The organism is Corynebacterium sp. ACRPE, from assembly GCF_022347435.1.
Lineage (GTDB): Bacteria > Actinomycetota > Actinomycetes > Mycobacteriales > Mycobacteriaceae > Corynebacterium > Corynebacterium tuberculostearicum_D.
The window spans coordinates 1-18,229 of sequence record NZ_JAKRNA010000019.1 but is presented as its reverse complement, the minus strand read 5'-3'; the positions used below and the strand labels follow the sequence as shown (position 1 = coordinate 18,229).

The window sequence follows — 18,229 nt, the reverse complement described above, 5'->3', positions numbered from 1 at the left end:
CAAGATTTATGATCGGGGGCATGGAAATCGATGTGGTGCAGTGGATAATTCTCTTCTTTGGTACCGCGGCCGCGGGGTGGGTCGATGCGGTCATTGGTGGTGGCGGATTGATCCTGATCCCGATGCTGCTGGCGGTCCTGCCGGGCCTTGCTCCGGCCGCCGCTTTGGGCACTAGCAAGCTCGCCGCGGTAACCGGCACCGGCTCGGCAGCTGTGACCCTTGCGCGCAAGGTGAAGCTGGACAAGGCAGAAATGGCGCGCTTCATCCTTATCGCGCTGGTCTGCTCCGGGTTGGGGGCCAGCGTGGCCTCGAGCCTCGATAAAGACATCATGCGCCCCATCATCATCGTGCTCATGGTGGCCGTGGGCGTCTTCGTTGCCTTCAAGCCAGATTTTGGCAGTAGCGACTCGGCCGGTACCCGTGGTGGTTGGCGGACCGTCGTGGTCTTGGTGCTCTCCGGCATCATTTCCTTTTATGATGGCATCTTCGGTCCGGGTACCGGAATGTTTTTGATCATGGCCTTCACCTCTATTTTTGCGCAGAATTTCTTGACCTCTGCGGCCATGGCCAAGGTAGTCAATACCGCTACCAACTTAGGTGCGCTTATCGTATTTATTATTGGCGGGCACGTGTGGTGGACGCTCGGCATTGTGCTCGGCGTAGCCAATATCGCCGGCGCACTTCTCGGCGCTCGTACCGTACTTGGTGGCGGTGCCAAATTCATCCGCTACGCCTTGCTTACCCTGGTCGTGGTCATGAGCTGCTACCTGGGCTGGCAGCAGTGGGGTTAGCTACATCCGGTTTTTAGTGCGCGCGGTAGCAACGGCATTCCACGGATCCTCGGGCCATGGGTGCTTGGGGTAGCGCCCGCGCATATCGGCGCGCACACCGGCATAAGGGCCGGACCAGAAGCTGGCAAGATCATCGGTTACCGCGAGCGGGCGGCCGGCGGGGGAGAGCAGGTGGAATTGCACACGGTGGCCGCAGTATTCGGGGGATTCGGCCAAGCCGAAGCATTCCTGCAGCTTGATGTGGACCACGGGGCGATCGCCGGACCAATCGATGGCGGCATCACGGCCGGAGGGAACCGGAAGGCGCTCGGGAGCGAGATCGTCCAGATGGGTGGCTTCCGGCCAGGGCAGAAGGCGTTGCAGCGCGGGGTACATGTCGAGCTTGGCAGCGGGAGTGCCCTCCGCAATGCGGTGGAGCTCGGGCCCGAGCCACTCGGCGGGATCCGCGGAATCGACATCGGGCCACGGCTTGCCATAGTGGGCGTGCAGGTGGCGCAAACGGTCTTTTAAGTTTTGGGCTTTCTCGCTGAAGGTGAAAAGCCCCAACCCTTCCTCGCGGATGCCGGCGGCAAGGGCTTCCTCGGCCGCGGGGCCGGTGACCTTGACTGGGGTTTCAGAGAGCGTGATGGCGCCCGCAGCCTTGACCTTGACGCCGCGCACGCGACCATCGCGCAGGAAGGCGCGGGTCTCCTCGGTGACGCCGATGGTCTCGAGGGCTGCGGTTTCCTCGATGCGCGCGGCCGAGCGGATGATGGCATTGCCCGCGTTGGACAGGGATACCTCCGCGATGGCGAGCCACGGGGCGCCGGCCAGGCCCGAGTTGTCCAGCAGCCGTGCGCGGGTGCCGCTGGCCAGCAGGTAATCCTCGCCCACGCGCTTGGCAACCTGCTCGGGAAAGGCGGTGGCGACGACCTCGCCGGGATCGGCGGGGCCGAAATCGTCGACGAGGCGGGCGAGCCGCTTGACCTCTTTTTGAGGTGGGCGGTGACGGGTGAGGTTGGGGGTTAAGGGGGCGTCGGCAAGCGAGGCAATAATGGGCGCGGCCTGACTGCCGTGCCGGAGCAAGGAGGCGCCGAGGCGCGGATCGGTGGGCAGGAGGGCGAGCTCCTGCGTGGCACCAATGCGCTCAAGGGTGGCGTGCGCGGCCGCAAGGGCCGGGGCTGGCGGCGGATCGAGCAACGGGAAGTCCGGGCCTGCGCCCCAGCAGTCCAGAAATAGCGCGGCCTGGGTCAGATCCGCGGACAAGATCTCCGGGGTGGTATGCGGAGAAAAGTGCTGGTAATCATCCTGCGAGTAGCAGCGAATGACGGTGCCAGGCGCCTCACGGCCGGCACGACCAGCGCGCTGATCGGCACTCGACTTCGAGGTAGACACCGTCACCAGCCCGGACATGCCACGCTGCGCATCGCGCCGGGGAACGCGGGAGAGCCCGGCATCCACCACTACGCGCACGCCCGGCACGGTAAGCGAGGACTCCGCGATGGAGGTAGCCACGACGATGCGCCGCTCCTCGGTATACAGCGCGGCGTCTTGCTCCGCGGTGGTTTGCTTGCCGTGCAGCGGGAAAACATTATGGCCGTCCAGCGCCTCGCACACGAGGTTCACCTCGCGCACGCCGGGCACAAAGACCAGCGTTGATTCGTGCTGGCGGGCTGCTTGCTTGGCGACGTCCCCGTAAAACTCCCTCGCCCCCGCCGCCCTGCCCGGCATGGGGGCGTAGTGGATATCGAGCGGGTGGGTGACTGCCTCGGTGACGTGGACGGGGGCGTCCATGAGCTGGGAAAAGCGCTGCGCATCCACGGTGGCGGACATGGCGATGACGCGGAAGTCCTCGCGTAGCTCGGCTAGTTCCAGGCACATGCCCAGCACCAGATCCGTATCAAGCTGGCGCTCGTGGACCTCGTCGATGGCAACGGCGGCTACGCCCTCGAGCTCCGGATCCTTCAGCAGGCGGCGCAGCAGCACACCGGGCGTGACGAACTCGACCTCGCTGCCCTTGCGGGACTCGCCGCGGATGGCAAAGCCAACCTTGTCCGGGGTGCCGCTGAGGGTACTCAAGCGCTGCGCGGCCGCACGCACGGCCACACGGCGCGGGGCGGTGACGATGACCTTGCCGCGCCCGGCGGCATGATTGGCTAGCGCCGGTGGCACGAGCGTGGTTTTACCCGTACCGGGCGGGGCCTGAATAACTACGTTTCCGGTGCTCGGCAGCGATTCGATGGTCTCGGCTACGGGCAAGCCCGCGCCGATTCTGGCGAGATCAAACATCTAGTTGGCGGCTCCAAAACCTTCCACGGGACCGTTGAGATCCTGGCGCTCCCAGGCGTCCTCGTTATTCTCCAGCTGGCGCACCACGCGGCCGGGAGTGCCGAGAACCAGCGAATTATCCGGAATATCGGTGGTAATAAGCGTGCCTGCGCCGACGACGCAGTTCTTTCCAATGCTGATCCCCGGCAGCACGGTGACATTGGCGCCGAACCAGGTGTTGTCCCCGATGGTGATGGGCTTGGCAATCTCCCACCCACCGGCGCGCATCTCATGATCATTGACCGGATGCCCCACCGTAATCAAGGAGCAATTGGGGCCCATCATGACGCCATCGCCGAGTGTCACCTTGGCCTGCGCCAAGATGGTGGCACCGAAATTAATGAAGACGCGCTCCCCGCACACCAGATTGCATCCATATTCCAGGTTCAGCGGAACGTGCAGGCCCGGCACCGCGGATTCCTCCGGCAGAATCTCGCGCAGGATGCCCTTCGCGCGCTCCGGGTCCGTATTCTGCAGCTCATTGAGCTGCTTGACCATGCGAAAACCGCGCTGATGCTCTTTCTTCGCCTCCGGCATGCTCGGCAGGAACCACTCCCCGCCGGTCATCCGCTCCCATGAGCCGTAACGCTCCAAGTCCTGCCGCCTCTGTGCATCCATGGGTGTCATTGTAGAGGGCGAGTGGTGCTTAATAGGCACCTGCGAAATTCACTTAGGTTTCCGTAAATCACAAACCCCACAGGCCGCTTTTGCTAGTTCGATAAAAATCGTAGCCAACATTGGCAAAGCGGTTGCTAATTCTCAGAGTTAAGGTTGAGTGCTAGTAGAAGGCGCAAACACAACGAGTGAACATATGGAAACAGATTCAAGAAAAATCGTCGATAATATTTTGAGCGATATGGCGGAACTCAATGACTGGATCAGTATTGCTGATGCAACTGGGGCGAACGGGAAAAACTCGTTTGATGCTACGTATGACGATGTCGTTGCCATCCTTAGCGCAGTCAAAAACTTCTCAGCAGTGACGCTTGGAAAGCTCGGCGGAGGATTTCACGACCTTCCGGATAGTTGGTCTCCTAGGGAAATAGCGAGCGAAGTGTTTTCCTCCCCGGATCCTACCGCTGAGATGATGGAGTTCTGGATAAGGGAATTAGAAGACCCCCAGCGTTAGCCCCCGCAATCTTCACACCGCAAGTACGACGCTATGGATTAGGCGAATTCTGCACGTGGGGAGGAGGGTGATTTCACCTTTTGTCCTGGATGGATTATCGCAGTTGGAACTCTACGACGTCTACTTCGTCATCGTCACCTAATCCGGGATAGTGAGTATCTAGCGCTTCCTGAAGCTCGGAAAGAGAGCAAAAGCCGTCATTTCGAGCTTGCTTTTCCGACAATTCACTTCGCTGGGTCGAGACAACGGCTGTGACCTGTGCAGGAATGGTGACGACCTCTCCGGATTCTTTCTCGAAGACAATTTGGACACTTCCTTCATGGAAGGGATCATCTACCCGGATGGTTTGTTGCTTTTGGGCCTGACCCCCGGAAAGTGGACACGTCGGGGGTTAGCTATGCTGCTTTGGCTAGTGTAGCTGAAGTCTCGGCTTCAAAGACATCAGGGGCTACATGATTGCACCAGGAGTGGCGCCTGCGGGTGTTGTAGCGCATGCACCACCGGAAGACTTCCTGACGGCAGATAATGGGATTGTCAAAGACTTTCCTATCACGCAGCACTTCCCGCTTTAAAGTAGCGTTAAACGACTCTGCCAGGGCATTATCGGAACTAGTTCCTACCGCTCCCATGGACTGGCGCACACCCAACGACGAGCAATAGCTCCTAAAGGTTTGTGAGGTGTACACACTGCCGTGATCGGAATGAAAAATAGCCTCATCAAGACTGCCACGCACACCGTGCGCGTGGGCTAGAGCATCGATGACCAGCGAGACACGCATGTGGTCTGCGAGTGCATAACCTGCAAGTTTCCGTGAATACGTGTCAATGACTGTAGCCAAATACATGTTCTTGCCTCCCCTGCACGGCAGGTAGGTAATATCGCCGACATACACACGGTTCGGCTCGTCAGCGGTGAATTTGCGGCCTACTAAATCTGGCATGACACGGTAGCCAGGCTTACGCCTGGTAGTGACACATCGGCGGCGCTTGGTAAAGCCTTGAAGTCCCATGGATTTCATGATGCGTGCGACTTTCTTGTGATTTATCGGGCCAAAGCTCGTATCGGCTTTAAGCCTTGCAGCGATGCGTTTAGCCCCGTAAAGACCATGCTCATCATCAAAGATGGTTGTGATCCTTGCACCAAAAACGGCATCGGAACACATCTTTAACCTGCGCTTTTTACGGGTGTGGACCCATTTATAAAACGAGGAACGATTGAGCTTTAACACGTGGCACATCCGTGTGAGCCGAGTACTCGGTTCTGGGTCATAGACAAACTGGAAGCGGATCACCAGTGAGTCTCTTTAAGCAAAATACTTCGCGGCCTTGCGCAGGATGTCACGTTCTTCGCGCAACTTTGCGTTTTCTTTTGTCTCACTGGCGGATCCGCTCAGAATCAGTCGTCGCCTGGGCCTTGTCGCGCATGGTCTTCGTGCGGGCACGTTTGCCGGTGCCGTACTGCTTAAGCCAGGAATAAAGTGAAGAACGATTGATTCCTAGCTCTGCTGAAGCCGCGTGAAGTGAGAGGTCCTCATTGTTTTCGTAGAGGGCCACAGCATCACGTTTGAACTGTTCGGAGTACCTAGGCATGGTGGTAGATTACCTTTCTTCCCAACCCAACCGAGCTGGATATCAGGTGTCCACCAAAAAGGGGTCAGGTCCCTAGGCCCAAAACGTTAAGAAATGATCCGGTTCATCGATGAACACCGGAATCGTTTCTCTGTCGAGTTCATTTGTAAGACGTTGAAGAATAACCGGGCTGGTGGGTTTATCACCTCGCGTGGGTATCGCTACTCCAATGCCCGTGGATTACGTGCTCGTCGCCTTCGCGGCTGCTGTACTGATTGAACGCATTAGAACTGGTCATCGGGATAATTACGCCGCCTACGGTGTTCGGAAAATGGGGCATGGCCTCCGCCGCGACGGAATTAATATCGGTCGTGAACACACTGCTTAGTTGATGCGCCTGGCCGGTGTTTCTTACAAAGGCAAAGGCAGATCACCTATCACAACCGGTAAGCCTAACGTGCCTGATCTGCGCCCAGACTTGGCCGAGCGTGAAGGCAAAGCCCAGTATCCGAACACACTGTGGGTGGCTGACATTACGTATGTGCGCACGAAGAAAGTGAGCTAGCACGGGTTTGATGGAGGGTAGGAAGTAACGGAGGGTTTTTCCTATGCCAGCACAGAAGAAGTACCCGGATGAGCTTCGCCAACGTGCCGTGCGCTTGGTGTTAGACGCTTAGTCTGATCGCTCGACTGCGACGGGAGCGATTGGCCGCGTCGCCGAGCAGCTCGGGATCAACAAGGAGACCCTGCGAGGGTGGGTCAACCAAGCCAAAGTCGAGGCCGGTGATAAGCCAGGAACGACAACGTCGGATGCCGAGCAGCTAGCTCAATTGGAAAAAGAGAACCGAGAGCTGAGACGCGCGAATGCGATTTTGCGGTCAGCATCGGCTTTTTCGCGGCGGAGCTCGAGCGCCCCTCTCAGTGGACATCGGCTACATCACCGGCCATAAAGATACCTTCGGCGTCGAGCCGATCTGCCGGACTTTGAAAGAAGCCGGCATCAAGATCGCGTCGAGTACATACTACGCCTGTATAGCCCATACCCCCAGCAACAGGGAGGTACGCGACAGGATTCTCATGGACTACCTGCAGAGACTGTTCACACAGAATTTTTACGTCTACGGGGCACGCAAACTGTATGCCCTCATCAACCAAGACCATCACCTGGCCACTCATGGTCAAGGGCCTGTGGCTGGCTGCACCGTCGAGCGATTGATGAAAAGAGTCCACATCCAAGGCCTGATGCGTAAAAAGAGTCTGGATACAACGTATTCAGCAAAGAGAGACAACTGTCCGAAAGACCTGGTCAACAGGTAGTTTAAGGCTGATGACCCCAACGTATTATGGGGTGCTGATTTCACTTACGTGCGCACCCTATCCGGCCGAATCTACACCGCGTTTATTACCGACGTGTACTCGCGCAGAATCGTGGGCTGGAAGCTCAGCGACACCATGTATACCGAGCCGGCTGTTGACGCACTCAATATGGCCATAGCCGACCGGCTCCGTCAGGACCAGCGCGTTGACCAGCTTATTCACCACAGTGACCGAGGGGTCCAATACCGCGCTATCGCGTACGGAGCAACCCTTGACGACAACCAAATTGTCGCATCCGTCGGCAGTAAAGGAGACTCCTATGACAATGCCCTATCAGAGGCTATAAACAGCTTCTACAAGGGAGAATGCATCCATAACGTCAGCATGCATCCCAAAGGCTTCGCCACACTCGACGAAGTCGAGAAAGCCACCGCCAACTGGGTCGGCTGGTACAACAACCACCGACTCCACTCAGCCCTGGGCCACACCAGCCCGTCGACTACGAGACCGCCTACTGGAACGCAATCTCCACCACGAACGCAGCCGCCTGACCCAACCCAAAACCAGAAAAACTACGCTCTAGAAAACTCGGGGCTTGACAGGGTGCGCGCCGGGGAGACGATGAAAACCCGGGGATCCTGCACCGGGCGGGATGCGGCGAAGGCTGGCGCGGTGGCCAGGGTTGCGGCGGTGTCCACCGCCAGGGCGACTGCGCCGGTGGTGGTGAGGCGGCGGGTAGTAGAAGCCTGAGAGGAGGATGAGCTCATGAGTTCATGATGTTAAGCAACGCACCAGGCAAAAGCTCGTTAACTCTCCGTGGTGTCCCCAGTGCCGGAGGTTGTGGGGCCCTCCTCGCCTTCCTGCTTGCGGAAGTTCTTCCACCACCAGCGGATCAGCAGCAGCACGATGATCGCCGCGGCAGCGAGGATGGCCCACATCCACCACTGCCAGGTGGTGCCCTGCCCGTCGAAGACGGACTCTTCCTGCGGGTCCATCGGCACGCGCTCGGCGGTGATGATCAGTCGGTGGGTGTTGATGCCATAGGGGGTGCAGGTGATGAGCGTGACCAGGTCCTTATTCGGCGTGCGGCGCAGCAGGCTGGTCTTATCCGGGGTGACGACCTCGATGTCTCGGACCTCGTACTTCAGCTTTTCGCCCGCCGCGGCGACGTAGACCGGGTCGCCCTTCTCGATCTGGTCGAGGTTGTCCCACAGGGTGGCGTTCTGCAGTCCGGTATGGGCAGAAAGCGCGGAGAGTCGGCCCTCTGGTGGGGCGGGCAGGATAGCGCCATCTTCGCCGAGCTCGCCGGGTGCGCCGACAGGCAGGTCCGTGCCGTAAAGGTGGCCGACCCCGCGGGCCAGCACGCGGTCGGAGGTGCCGTGGAAGATTGGCAGATCGGACTTGATGGAGGGCAGCACAATGCGGCCCATGGCCTCGGTCTCATTCAGGACGGAGAGGTAATTCAGGTAGCGCTGATACGCCGGGGAGCTCTCGTCGTCGGAGCTGGTCCACGCATCGCTGGGGTCGATGTCCCCGAGGCTAGCGTTGTATTGCTGTGCCTCCTCCCGGGCCTTGTTGAGGACTTCTGGGGGTACGCCCTTTTCTAGCTGCGAGTAGGCCTCGGCGGCGCGGGACTGCTGGTAGTTATTCCACTGGGTGGCGAGCACCGGGTATAGCAGTACGCCCAGGCCGGCGAGGATGAGGGCGACGGCAATGATTGCGTTGGCGTTCAGTTTCTTATCTCGGCGGTGCGGGGTCGCGTCCGTCGTGTTCGGCGTTGGGGGTTGGTCTGTCATAGGCCTTAACTCCTACTGAGGGGTTGGGGCTCGCTCCGGTGGAACGTGGAGAGTTGGAGTCTATTCTTCACTGCGAGGTTACAAAAGGCGCAATTTTTGCTGTGAGATGCTTATCACTTATCACCCTAATGTGGGGGGAAGGTATTACTGGTGTGCATAGAGCGAAAAACTGCTCAACAGTCCAGTTCAGGGACGATTTTGAGTGGCTCCAGCCGGGTTTGTGTTGGGGGCAATAACGCATGTCTCAATCGTTTTAGCTGTAGGAAGTGCCGAATATGTACCACTGGCTATAAGCTAATTATGTGCGATTCACTAGGTGGGGATCGCGGGACTGAAGCCCGAGAATTGGTGGCACCACAACAAAAGTGATCTGTCAACAATGGGGTTTTGGCGCGTGTGGCCACCAGCGAATTTTAAGGTGTCGTGACCGAAAGGGCGGCAAGCTTAAAATCAGCTAACCGGAGTGGGTCGCTGAACGTCGAGGGGTGCTACGCGCTCCAGTCACTACTGATGTAAAGGAATTCACTCCAGTGAAGAAGAACTCTCTGACCATTCGTTCGGTCACTTTCGCCGCCATTGCTGGCCTCTCCCTGGGCATCGCTGGCCCGGGTTCGATCGCTGTTGCTCAGGAGAACACCATCAATCAGACTGCTGGTGACTCCCCGCTGGTGAACCAGGATGCCGAGGGCTCGCTGACCATTCACAAGTTCGGTAATCCGACCGATGAAGGCCAGCCGTCTGGTACTGCAGCTGACGTTGAGGACGTTAAGGCCAATGGTGGCGAGGTGCTCGAGGGTGTTGATTTCACTGTCTACAAGATCAATAAGACTGCAGATGGTGCTACCGACATTGACGTCACCACTAACGAGGGGCTGCTGGCCGCTTCGAAGCTGAAGGCCGGTGACTTTTCACAGGGTGCTGCACTCAAGGATGGTCTGCCTGACGGTGTCCTGACCGAGGTCGCAACTGGTACGACCGGCCCAGATGGTAGCTGGAACGTTGGCAAGGACCTGGCTCTCGGTGCTTACCTGGTTGTTGAGACCGGTCCGAAGGAAGGCTACGACCCGGCTGTTCCGTTCATCGCTTTCGTGCCGATGACCAGCAATGGCAAGGTAGGCGAGGAGACTCAGGGTACTACTTGGAACTACGATGTCCACGCGTTCCCGAAGAACTACAAGGACGAAGAGCCGACCAAGACCGTCACGGACAAGGACAAGAACGCCGGCGACGAGAACCTCATCTACACCGTCACTGGTACTGCTCGCCAGCTGAAGCCGAACACGGAGCGCACCCAGTTCCGTATCACTGACCAGATTGACCCGAAGCTGGAGATCACTGGCGTTAACGTGACGGCCGCGGGCAAGGAGATCCAGCCCGAGCAGGATGTAGACGGAAAGTTCTACGAGGGTAACTACGTCGACGTCGCCCTGAAGCCTGAAGTAGCTAAGACGCTGAAGGCGGGCGACAAGGTCGAGGTAACGATCACCACCAAGCTGAAGGCTGAGTTCGCAAAGGACACCGACATCGCGCCGAATAAGGCTCTGGTCTTCCAGAACAACCCGGACGGCTCGGAGTCTGACAAGCCTAAGGAGACCCCGGAGGTCAAGACCTACTGGGGTGGCCTGCAGTTCAAGAAGGTCGATGGCGACCGCAAGGCTCTGGAAGGCGCCGAGTTCCAGATTGCTCGCCAGGCAGCTGGCAAGCAGTGCTCCGAGATCGACACCACCAAGAAGGGTTCCTGGACCCCGGTCAACGGTCAGCAGGGTGGAAAGGTTAAGACCACCTTCGTCTCTGGCCAGGACGGCATGGTGAAGATCACCGGTCTCCACGTCAACGATTTCGAAGACAATGCCGAGGTTACCGCTGGTGACCAGTCCCACTACTGCCTGATTGAGACCAAGGCTCCGAAGGGCAAGGAGCTGCTGCCGGAGGCACTCGAGTTCAAGCTGGTTGCTACCTCGACTGACCCGGAGCGCGTCTACGAGCTGGCTTCCGTCCAGGTCGGCGCAAACAAGGGCGAGGTCGTTAACTCTGACGACACCACCCCGAACCTGCCGATGACCGGTGGCATGGGTGTCGGCATCCTGGCCGCCATCGGTGCCGCCATCGTGGCAGCCGGTGCATGGTTCGCACGCCGCGGCGCTAAGAACTAATAGCCCGCTGAACCGGTAAAACCTGGCCCTCAAAAGCAACTGCCCGGGCCAGGTTTCACCCAAAGCACGGCCAAGCAGAACCAGCCCCAGGAGCACCCCGTGGATCAGACCCTCAGCACCGACGTGGAACCGGAGAAGGAACCGCGCCGTGCCAACAGCGCCAAAACCAGTCCCGTGCTGGCCGCGGTGCTCGTGATCCTTGGGGTGCTCGTGATGCTGTACCCGGTGACGTCCACCCTGTGGAACAACTACGTCGCCACGAAGGTCGCGCAAGACTACGCGGAACTCGAAAAAAGTACTCCAGAAGAAGTCAAAAACACGCAGTGGGATAACGCCCACAAATACAACGAGAACCGAACCACCGGCCCCATCCTCGACCCCTGGCTCGCCCGCTTCGACGAGAACAACCCGGACTACCAGGAATACCTGGACCAACTCGACGCGAACGACGCGATGGCGCGCCTCATCTTCCCAAAGATCAAGGCCGACCTGCCGATCTTCCACGGAACAGATAGCGACACTTTGCAACGAGGCTTGGGCCACCTGTTCGGCTCCGACCTGCCGGTCGGCGGCAAGGGCACGCACTCGGTGATCACTGGCCACACGGGCCTGGCGAACTCCACCATGTTCGATCACCTCAACAAGGCGGAGAAGGGTGATGCCTTCTACGTCCAGGTCTCCGGTGAGAAACTGAAGTACGTGGTCGACCAGATCAAGGTTGTGCTGCCCACCGAAACTGAGAACCTCCGCCCGGAGCAGGGCAAGGACTACATCACCCTGATCACCTGCACCCCCTACGGGATCAACACGCACCGCCTGCTGGTGCGCGGCCACCAGGTCCCGCTGGACCCGGCGGATCACGAAGTTTTCGACAAGAACCACGGTGCCGGGTGGCAGTGGTGGATGTACGTCCTCGTCGCAGCGGCAGCGCTGGTGCTGACCCTGCTGCTGCGGTGGCTGCTGAAGCAAAAGCGGGATCGCGAATCCCAGGAAACGACAGAAACGATGAATGACGAAGGGGCTGGCGCAGATGACTAGCCAAGCACGCGCGGCGCGGACCAGCCGCAGCCTCGTGGCGGCCATCGCCCTCAGCGCTGGCCTGCTCGGCGGCGCACACGGTGCCGTCGGTATCGCCGACGCAGCCAAGGTTGCCGGGCTCAGTGATCAACCCGGGGTGTCCCGCGACTACGGGACCGACACGCTGAGCATCACGCTCTCCCCGGGCAATGGGGACCCGGTCAACCCTGCCACGGGCAAGGTCGCGGGCGTGACCATCAAACTGGAGCGGCTGCAGGGCATCGACCCTGAGAACGCCGCGGATAAGGCGAAGGTCCGCAACACCAGCGCAGACAAGATCGCTGACTGGCCGACCGACCGCACGATCACAGCCGTGACCAACGATGCCGGCCAGGTCCGATTCCAAGGGCTCGAGAAGGGCATCTACCTGGTCACCTCCCAGGCACCGGCTGGTGCCGCGGCGGGAGAGTACCGGGAGATCAGCCCCTTCCTCGTGGCGGTTCCATTCCACACCGTTGCCGATAACCCCCGACCAGTGGAAGGCGTGATCGTGGCGAAGACGAACACCACGGTTCCGCCGACCACCCCACCGACCGAACCTCCGGAGACGCCGCCGTCGACCCCACCGGGGACGCCACCGACAGCACCATCTACCACCCCACCCCCAGGGGACACCCCACCGGGCGAGACCCCGCCACCAGGCGAAACCCCCGTGCCGGGCGATGAGAAAGAACGTGAACAGGGCGACCTGGCGATGACTGGTGTACAGATCATCGGGCTCGTCCTCGCCGCGGTGGCGCTGATGGGCGCCGGGCTGTTGATGCTGTTGATCACGAAGAAGCGAAAGCAAGAAGGGTAGCGACGATGAAAACAAAGTTCATGGGAGTAGCGGCCGCGCTGACCGTTGCGCTTGCGTTGGTTTTTGGCGTCGCTGTCCTAGGCGCGCTGCCCAGCCTTCCCGCGCCGACCGCGCAGGCACAGCAGGCGACGACCATTCCGGTGAGCCCGGCGAAACGGGACTTTAACAACACCACCACTGTCAACAGCTATACCTTCACGGTCGACGCCGATGCCACGATGAATAGCTTCGACTTCACCGTTACCGGCAACTACTTTCTTATTGGCTACGATCTTAAGGTCAACGGTGCAAGCGTAAAAAGCGAGACTCTAGCTGCGTCGCAAAAACTTCCGTATTCAAAATCAATCACCGGGCTGAATCGCGTTCTAAAAAAAGGCGACACCATTGATCTGCAGTTGCAATTCAACAACCCTAGGGTGCAAGGCTCGGTGACGATTACCCCGAAAGGCACTTTGGGCGGTGGCACCACGCAGCCAGAGCCTGACCCTGACCCGGAGCCGGGTACGTCCGTGACTCCCGCAGCGCCAACTGCAGTTGATCCAGCCACCGCTCCCTCGTGTGTAGAGAAGGGCTACATCAACATTCCAGACACGAAGGGTGTTGACTACTTCATTGGTGGCGAGCGAAAGCCCGCTGGGCAGCACTTCTACGAGGGCCAAAAGGCCACCGTTAAGGTTACGGCGAAGCCGCAGAACGGATACCAGTTCGCTGCCGGTGCGAAGACCGAGTGGTCCTTCGACTTCAGCGGGGAGGTGAAAGACTGCTCAGATTCTTCTGAAGACCCCAAGCCACCGGCGGTCGAAGGGCGTCACTTTGATGCCATCGGCCACGAGTTTGCAGTTAAAGCTGACCCAGTAGATCCGACCAAGCCCAATGCCTTTACGGCTAAGGTGACTGCGGAATCTCACATGAAGTACGCAACCGTGCGTATCGAGACTGACGCGACTTTCTTGGATCCGCAGAAGTACAACCTCACCCTGGATCAGATTGAGCCAGGTGTGACCTTGCAGAAACGCAACGTCAATATTGGCAACGGCTTCATCACCATGGACGTTGTTCCGGTAAAGGATGGTAAACCGGTTGACTCTGCCGTTGTACCGAAGGATGCGGTATTCACCTTCACTAATAATCTCTCGGAGAACAAGAATTTGAAGGTCGGTCTTGATGTGTATGGCGCGAATGAGAGCACACCAAAACCACCAGAGATTATCTCTCAGCCGTATGGAGCTCAGTGGGTTAACGGACGTGTCCCTAACCCGCCGATGCCACAGCGTTGTGGTCTGCGCATTGCTTTGGTGGCCGACCTATCGACATCGCTCCGCTACGCAGATACTAATGGCTTCGAGGCATCCAAAAAGGCTGCGAATGCATTTATTGATTCCCTGCAGGGCACCCCAGCTGAACTCGGAATCTATAATTTCGCAAGTGGCGGTCCGGCTAATCAGGCTGGAACGACACACGGTCAGAACCCACCCTATATTTCAATGCTGTCGGAGCAGGGCGTCCAGCGAGCAAAGGACGTAGTTAAGAACTGGAGTTATAACGAAAATAACAGTGCTACGAACTGGGAAGCGGGCCTGAAGCAGGTCAAGGATCACGACTACGACGTGGTGTACTTCATCACGGATGGTATGCCCACGACCTCCTCGACAATCAAGAGCAAGGGCCTCGGTGGTGAATTCGTTCAGGCTAGTGCTCTCAACGACGCGATTAAGGCAGCCAACGAACTCAAAGCTGCCGGTACCCGTGTTGTGCCAATCATGGTTGATCTGACGCTTGGCGGAAATACGGGTAAAGATTGGGTTGTTGAGCAAGACTATGTTCTTAAGGACATCAAACGCATCGGTCTGAATGCCGAAGTGCCGCAACAACCTGGTGTCTACTACAAAATCAACTCCGGGATTCAAGCCGCGCGAGAAGCAAACTACAACGACAAGGAACGTAAAGGAACTAACGAAAGCGGCGAGCTCATTATGGCGAACCTAGAGAGAGCTGCGAAGCTGGCGCCGAATCGGGCACTGCAGGTGTTTGAACGGTTGCCTAATGGGAAGTCAGAGACAGTCACTTCGAACATGTCGAGGTGGACCTACGGTGCACGTGGTGTCAAGACCATGGGCGAGGATATCTCGGGCACTGGTGACACGGTGAAGGTGTCTAACTACAGCAATCTTGCGGAACAGATGAAAACAATCGCCCAAGACGTAACCACACGATGCAATGGTGCGGTGACCGTCAAGAAGCGGATCGTTGACGAAAACGGCAAGGTTCTTGAAGACGGTGCCCCAGGCTGGGAGTTCACCCTCTCTGCCGGTAGCCAGGACATCATCGACCCAGGTAATGGCGAGCTCGTTCGGAGGTCGCTGAAGGCAACGTCCTCGGCCGACAGGGACCTTGGCACTGCCTCCTGGAACATCATGAGCGAACAAGAGCAGCAACTGACTCTGGTAGAGACACAGCAACCGGGTTTCAACCTCTATAAGAGGAATGACAAGAATGCCGTGTGTACCGAAACCCGTGACGGGGTAACGAAACCGGTTGAGGTCACAAATGACGGTGAGTTCGGTTTCAAGGTCAAGATGAGCGAGAAAGATAAGAAGCTGTCTTCGGTTTCCTGCGTAGTTGATAACTACAAGCAGCCGGAAACTCCGCCGGGCAAGCTGACCTTCAAGAAGGCTCAGTACGACGGCGATAAGATCGTGGAGATGTCTGGGCTGGGTGGCGCGACCTTCAAGATCTACCCGTCCAAGGGAGGCCAGCCGGACTACAGCGCTGGAGAGCTCTACACCATCAAGCCCGGGCAGGAGTCTATCGAAGTGAAGACGACCGGTACGTTCTTCCTCGTTGAAACGAAGGCTCCTAAGGGGCTCAACCTGCTGGCCCAGCCGGTCGAGTTTCAGATTTCAGTGGATGAGCAGACTAAGCAATATAAGATTTCTGCGGTCAGCACTAGCAGCGGACAAATCCAAGTGAGTGGCCAAGGCGATAAGATGATCCTGCAGGTGGCGGACACCACTGCCGGTAAGCTCCCGAAGACCGGCGGGTACGGCGTGGCCCTCGTGGGGCTCATTGGTGCCGTGCTCGCAGGCGCGGGCCTCCTGCTCGGCCGCCGTAAGACCGCCTAAGCGGTAAAACCAGGCAGGGGAGTGGCGCGTGCATCGCGCCACCTCACCTAGGTAGTAGGCACATAAAGGAGGGGCGGGCTCAGCACACAACGCTGAGCCCGCCCCTTTTTCCTTGGGCTGCGTGCCACGGGCATGATCTCGATGCCAAGAACCGCTACCCCCGGTGGGCACTAATCGCTGCGTCACGCCAGAAGCAGAGGCAAGCGTTCAGAGGAGATGGACACCGGTTGAGGGCAAGCAAAGAATAAGGTTACCCTCGTTTAGCGGACACCCTATTAGTACGGATCTTGTGCCTGTAGGAGCGGGTGTTCATTGTGAGTTCGTCAGGGAAGAAGTACACCCCGGAGTACCGGCAGGAGGCCGCCAGACTGGTCATTGAGTCCGGGCACCCAATCGCTCATGCGGCTAAGGAAATTAACGTATCAGCCACAATTTTAGGCAGGTGGGTCACACTCGAGCGGGAACGCCAAGGCTCGGTAGATGGCCGCAGTGATGCCGATATACGAGCCGAAAACGCTCGCTTGCGTCGTGAGTTAGCTGAGGCCAAGATGGATAATGAGTTCTTGTCAAAAGCCACCGCCTTCGTCGCTTTGAGGCAACGCGATCGGACAAATTTGAGCTAATACAGCCAGAGCAAGGCGAACTACAGCATAAAACGAATGAGCAGGTTATTAGAGGTTTCCCATTCTGGCTACTATAAATGGCAAAAGGCTCAAGCAGTACGACATCGTGGTGAAATCAGCGTCAGAGATTCCTCGACCAGTTAGACAGGAAAATTCATGACATCTGGGAAGATTCTGACGAAGTCTACGGTGCCCCACGGATTAGTGCAGAACTCTCTGAGGATGGGGTCTAAGTCAATCGCTAAACCGTGGCCAAACGCATGCGGATGATGAGTATTGAGGGCATCTCACACAGGGCGTTTGTTCCCGTAACGACAATTCAATCCAAGCAGAAGTTCACGCTTGTAGACCTGGTAAAACGCCTATTTGATCAAGGGCAGCTTAATCGAGTGTTGATGTCGGATTTTACCCATCTGCGCACGAATGAGGGCTGGCTGTACCAATGCGTTATCCGCGATGGACACTCCCGCCGAGTCCTGGGCTGGTCCATGGATAGCGTGCAGGATTCTTACCTGGTTGAACGTGCACTGCGCATGGCTTACACCCTGCGTGGTGAAGTACCCGACAGCGTGGCCTTCCACGCCGATCGAGGTACCCAGTTCACAAGCGAACAGCTGTGGCAGGTCTGACAAGAACTAGGGATTGCACAATCGGTCGGCCGTACTGGTGTCTGCTTTGACAATGCGATGGCCGAGTCGTTCTGGTCGACATTGAAGACCGAATTTTACGATCGGAAGAAATGACAAACCCGCAACGAAGCCCGGAAGACGGTGGCTCGCTGGATTGAGATCGTCTATAACCGGCGCCGTCGCCACTCGTCCATCGGGATGGTAAGCCCCGTCGATTTCGAAGCCCAGCTCGCTGATCAAAACGGTAATAAGAAGGCCGCTGCTTAACTCCTAAGCAGCTTAACAACGTGTCCACGACTTGCGGGTAACCCCACTACCGCTGACGATGGTCAGCGGCGAGGGCCGAGTCTGCGGGGTATTTCCCAGCAGAAGTTAAACGCTGCCACCGATTACATGATTGATGAGTTAATGAGCCAGGGCATGAGCGAGAAGGAAGCCTTCGAGTATTTAGACCGTGAGTTGGAAGAGGCTATCCCGGATGATTTCTGGGAAAGCACCGACTAAGGACTAATCCTGTTCCGGCTCCGGTGTGATTAGAGTTCGGCGTCCTAATCGTCTTCATGCTGTGCTTCCAGCTCTGGTGCCTTGTTCTCACTCTGGGTGTCGTGTGCGTTATCCACGGTCTGGTAGCCGGTAGGAGCCTCCTCGCCTAGTTCGAGGCTGGTGAGAAAGTCGAGGTTGTTGTGTTCCTACGGGCCGTGTGCAGTGGTGGTCTGGGGCACTTCAATAGGCCATTTGGAACCAGATAAACCAGCCGGAGAAACCCGCGTGAGGCGCCCTAGGCTTGGGCCTATTGGGTCAAGTCCTGGGTAGTGGTGTATCTGTTTTCGAATCTGGGGTTAGTTTCATGGCGGTGGTTTAGGGGCCATCTCGGGGATAAGGGGTGAGGGTATTCACGCGGCGATCTCCTGGTTGTT

Annotated in this window: 13 protein-coding genes and 3 pseudogenes; 10 read left to right on the top strand and 6 right to left on the bottom strand. The window is 58.2% G+C overall.

What is annotated here, in order from left to right:
• The first annotated feature begins 20 nt into the window (after window positions 1-20).
• A complete protein-coding gene (locus MHY13_RS09175) occupies window positions 21-791 on the top strand; it encodes a TSUP family transporter (protein ID WP_204610562.1) in 771 nt (256 codons plus the stop codon).
• Here MHY13_RS09175 and MHY13_RS09170 read toward each other — a convergent pair whose 3' ends face one another.
• Together MHY13_RS09170 and MHY13_RS09165 are read right to left on the bottom strand one after the other, a co-directional pair.
• Window positions 792-3,059 (bottom strand): ATP-dependent RNA helicase, encoded by a 2,268-nt coding sequence (locus tag MHY13_RS09170; protein ID WP_204610560.1) that lies wholly within the window; start codon window positions 3,057-3,059, stop codon window positions 792-794. It lies immediately after the preceding gene.
• A complete protein-coding gene (locus MHY13_RS09165; RefSeq protein ID WP_204610558.1) occupies window positions 3,060-3,725 on the bottom strand; it encodes a sugar O-acetyltransferase in 666 nt (221 codons plus the stop codon).
• A 184-nt stretch (window positions 3,726-3,909) separates the two neighbouring features.
• On the opposite strand from MHY13_RS09165, the gene MHY13_RS09160 reads away from it, so the two are divergent.
• A complete protein-coding gene (locus MHY13_RS09160; protein WP_239282937.1) occupies window positions 3,910-4,227 on the top strand; it encodes a hypothetical protein in 318 nt (105 codons plus the stop codon).
• Between the two features lie 94 nt (window positions 4,228-4,321).
• Here MHY13_RS09160 and MHY13_RS09155 read toward each other — a convergent pair whose 3' ends face one another.
• Window positions 4,322-4,531 carry an ASCH domain-containing protein gene (locus MHY13_RS09155; RefSeq protein WP_239282950.1) on the bottom strand — a complete coding sequence of 70 codons (210 nt, stop codon included), beginning with the start codon at window positions 4,529-4,531 and terminating at the stop codon, window positions 4,322-4,324.
• Window positions 4,532-4,622: 91 nt separating this feature from the next.
• Window positions 4,623-5,817, bottom strand: a pseudogene (locus MHY13_RS09150) (IS3 family transposase).
• Window positions 5,818-6,500: 683 nt separating this feature from the next.
• Between MHY13_RS09150 and MHY13_RS12295 the strand changes: the two are divergent.
• The 3 genes and pseudogenes from MHY13_RS12295 to MHY13_RS12290 all read left to right on the top strand — a co-directional run.
• Entirely contained in the window at window positions 6,501-6,746 is a 246-nt protein-coding gene (locus MHY13_RS12295) for a transposase (RefSeq protein WP_367398080.1), read from the top strand.
• The gene (locus MHY13_RS09145) at window positions 6,718-7,113 is read left to right on the top strand and encodes an IS3 family transposase (protein WP_239282936.1); all 396 of its coding nucleotides are present in this window, start codon (window positions 6,718-6,720) and stop codon (window positions 7,111-7,113) included. The genes MHY13_RS12295 and MHY13_RS09145 overlap by 29 nt, the downstream gene beginning before the upstream one ends.
• A 12-nt stretch (window positions 7,114-7,125) precedes the next feature.
• A pseudogene (locus tag MHY13_RS12290) lies at window positions 7,126-7,602 on the top strand (IS3 family transposase); the annotation flags it as partial.
• Between the two features lie 83 nt (window positions 7,603-7,685).
• Here MHY13_RS12290 and MHY13_RS09140 read toward each other — a convergent pair.
• Both MHY13_RS09140 and srtB read right to left on the bottom strand, forming a co-directional pair.
• Window positions 7,686-7,880 (bottom strand): hypothetical protein, encoded by a 195-nt coding sequence (locus MHY13_RS09140; protein WP_239282935.1) that lies wholly within the window; start codon window positions 7,878-7,880, stop codon window positions 7,686-7,688.
• 39 nt (window positions 7,881-7,919) lie between these two features.
• On the bottom strand, window positions 7,920-8,909 hold the full coding sequence (gene srtB, locus MHY13_RS09135) for a class B sortase SrtB (RefSeq protein ID WP_239282934.1): 990 nt from the start codon (window positions 8,907-8,909) through the stop codon (window positions 7,920-7,922).
• Between the two features lie 530 nt (window positions 8,910-9,439).
• On the opposite strand from srtB, the gene MHY13_RS09130 reads away from it, so the two are divergent.
• From MHY13_RS09130 to MHY13_RS09110, 5 genes and pseudogenes are all read left to right on the top strand, one after another.
• A complete protein-coding gene (locus MHY13_RS09130) occupies window positions 9,440-11,062 on the top strand; it encodes a SpaH/EbpB family LPXTG-anchored major pilin (protein ID WP_239282933.1) in 1,623 nt (540 codons plus the stop codon).
• A gap of 99 nt (window positions 11,063-11,161) precedes the next feature.
• Window positions 11,162-12,100, top strand: a complete 939-nt coding sequence (locus MHY13_RS09125; protein WP_239282932.1) for a class C sortase — start codon at window positions 11,162-11,164, stop codon at window positions 12,098-12,100.
• Window positions 12,093-12,938 carry an adhesin gene (locus tag MHY13_RS09120; protein ID WP_239230898.1) on the top strand — a complete coding sequence of 282 codons (846 nt, stop codon included), beginning with the start codon at window positions 12,093-12,095 and terminating at the stop codon, window positions 12,936-12,938. Before MHY13_RS09125 ends, MHY13_RS09120 begins: the two co-directional genes overlap by 8 nt.
• Before the next feature lie 5 nt (window positions 12,939-12,943).
• Window positions 12,944-16,060, top strand: a complete 3,117-nt coding sequence (locus MHY13_RS09115) for a SpaA isopeptide-forming pilin-related protein (RefSeq protein WP_239282931.1) — start codon at window positions 12,944-12,946, stop codon at window positions 16,058-16,060.
• A gap of 305 nt (window positions 16,061-16,365) precedes the next feature.
• Window positions 16,366-17,579, top strand: a pseudogene (locus tag MHY13_RS09110) (IS3 family transposase).
• The last annotated feature ends 650 nt before the right edge of the window (window positions 17,580-18,229 follow it).